This window comes from Allobosea sp., assembly GCF_030694325.1.
In the GTDB taxonomy this organism is placed as follows: Bacteria; Pseudomonadota; Alphaproteobacteria; order Rhizobiales; family Beijerinckiaceae; genus Allobosea.
The window spans coordinates 1-2457 of record NZ_JAUXYO010000018.1; the positions used below are offsets into that span (position 1 = coordinate 1).

The following is a 2457-nucleotide window of genomic DNA, read 5'->3' on the forward strand; positions in this document are numbered from 1 at the left end:
TGCAGGGCGTGCGCGACAACCAGCTCGTCGGCTACGGGCTCGTCATCGGGCTGCAGGGCACGGGCGACAGCGTGCGCAACTCGCCCTTCACCGGCCAGGCGCTGCAATCCATGCTCGACCGGCTCGGCGTCAATGTCCGCAATTCGGCGCTGCGCACGCGCAATGTCGCGGCGGTGATCGTGACGGCGGATCTGCCGGCCTTCGCCGGGCGCGGCAGCCGCATCGACGTCTCCGTCGCCTCGATGGGGGACGCAACCTCGCTGCTCGGCGGCACGCTCGTCGTCACCTCGCTGCTGGCGGCCGACGGACAGACTTATGCGCTGGCGCAGGGACGCCTCAACGTGTCGGGCTTCTCCGCCCAGGGCGAGGCCGAGCGGCTGACTCAAGGGGTGACCACGGCCGCGCGCATCCCGGGCGGCGCCCTCGTCGAGCGCCAGATCCCCGACCAGCTCGCGACGCTGCATGTGCTCTCGCTCGAGCTGCGCAATCCCGATTTCGTCACGGCCGAGCGCGTCGCCGGCGCGATCAACGCCTTCACCCGCGAGCGCTACAAGTCGACCGTCGCCTTCGCGCTCGACCATCGCACGATCAGCCTGACGCGGCCGCCGAACATGTCGACCGCCCGGTTCATCGCCGAGATCGAGCGCTTGACGCTGGAGCCCGATTCACCCGCCCGCGTCGTCGTCGACGAGCGCACCGGTACGGTGGTGATCGGCCGCGACGTCAAGATCTCCACGGTCGCCGTCACCCATGGCAACCTGACGGTGCGCGTCACCGAGACGCCGATGGTCTCGCAGCCGGAACCGCTGAGCAACGGCCAGACCGTGGTGGTGCCGCGCACGCAGATCGAGGCGCAGCAGGGCAATGGCCGGCTCGCCATCATCAACGGCGCCAATCTGCACACGCTGGTGCGCGGCCTCAACCAGATCGGGCTCAAACCCGCCGGGATCATCGCCATCCTGCAGGCGATCAAGACCGCGGGTGCGCTCCAGGCCGACCTCGTCGTGCAGTAGCACGCCGGGCCGGCGCGGGCTTGCCGCCGCGCCAGCCCCGCGAAAGCGACGTCCGCTAGAACCCAGTCGTCGACCATCGAGCCGAGGGGCGCCATGCCGTCGCAGCCTTTTCCCACCCTGTTCCTGCTGCCGGCCCTGCTGCTGGCCCCCGCTTCCGGGGCCGGCGCGGCGCCGACCCAGACGCCGGCTACGGCCGCGCCGGCCGCCCTGACCTCGGACGCGGCAAGCTATTGCGCCGCGATCCGCGATCCCGCGGCCGAGGCCCGCTTCGCCTGGCAGGCGAACCAGCTCAAGGGGCTCGAGGCGAAGCTCACCGAGACCCTGAAGAGGCTGGAGGAGCGCAAGGCCGAGCTGCAGATGCTCACCGACCAGCGCGCCGCCGAGGTGAAGCAGGCTGAGGCCCGCATGACCGACATCTTCGCCCGGATGCGCCCGGATGCCGCCGCGCTCCAGCTCTCGGCGATGGACCAGAGCGTGGCCGTGGCCGTGCTCAGCAAGCTTCCGCCCCGGGCCGCCAGCGCCGTCCTCAACGAGATGGAGGCCTCGCGCGCCGCCCAGCTCGCCGAGGTGATGGGCGGCCGGCGCTCGCTCCCGACATCGTCCTCAACCGGAGTTCAGACCCGATGAAGGCCCTCATTCTCGCCGCCTGCGCGGTGACACTCGCCGGCTGTGGCACCGACATGGCCGAGCTCAACCGCGAGCCCGCGATGTCGCGTGTCGGCAGCGGCCTCGTCGTCCAGCGCGACGCGATCCCGCTCGGCACGCCGCCCGGACGGGGCGTCGATGTCGCCTTCAACTCGATCTACACCCGCCAGAGCGAGGACCTCTTCCGCGACACCCGTGCCATGAAGACGGGCGACGTCGTCACGGTGAAGATCTCGATCAACGACAAGGCCAAGCTCGACAACAAGTCGGACCGCTCGCGCAATTCGGCGGCGAAATACGGCCTCGGCTTCCTCGCGAATTTCAACGGCGCTTCCGGCGACGCCTCGGCGAGCGCGAACGCCAGCTCCGACACCTCCTCGCGCGGCCGCGGCCTGACCGACCGTTCGGAAGAGGTCGAGATGTCGGTCGCCGCCGTGGTCACCGAAATCCTGCCCAACGGCAACCTCGTCATCAACGGCTCGCAGGAGGTGCGCGTGAACTACGACATGCGCGTGCTCAACGTCACCGGCATCGTGCGTCCGCGCGACATCACCGGCAACAACGTCGTCTCCTACGAGAAGATCGCCGAGGCGCGGATCTCTTATGGTGGGCGCGGCCGCGGCATGGAGGTGCAGCAGCCGGCCTGGGCCCAGCAGCTCGTCGACAAGGTCACCCCGTTCTGATGGCGCGCTCCCTGCCCAGGCTGCCCGGTCCGCGCAAGGGCGGCCGGCGGGTCGCGCCCGGGGCGCTGCTCGCCGCCGCGCCGGTGCTGATCCTGACCGCGCTGGCGGCCGGAGCC

At 70.7% G+C, this 2457-nt stretch carries 3 protein-coding genes; all 3 read left to right on the forward strand.

What is annotated here, in order from left to right:
• Nucleotides 1-1013: flagellar basal body P-ring protein FlgI (flgI, locus tag Q8M82_RS00725; RefSeq protein WP_305689475.1), on the forward strand; the 1013-nt coding region annotated here is incomplete at its 5' end.
• A 93-nt stretch (nt 1014-1106) separates the two neighbouring features.
• Nucleotides 1107-1640, forward strand: coding sequence for a MotE family protein (locus Q8M82_RS00730; RefSeq protein ID WP_305689476.1), 534 nt, complete (start codon nt 1107-1109; stop codon nt 1638-1640).
• Nucleotides 1637-2341, forward strand: coding sequence for a flagellar basal body L-ring protein FlgH (gene flgH, locus Q8M82_RS00735; protein ID WP_305689477.1), 705 nt, complete (start codon nt 1637-1639; stop codon nt 2339-2341). The genes Q8M82_RS00730 and flgH overlap by 4 nt, the downstream gene beginning before the upstream one ends.
• Nucleotides 2342-2457 lie beyond the last annotated feature (116 nt).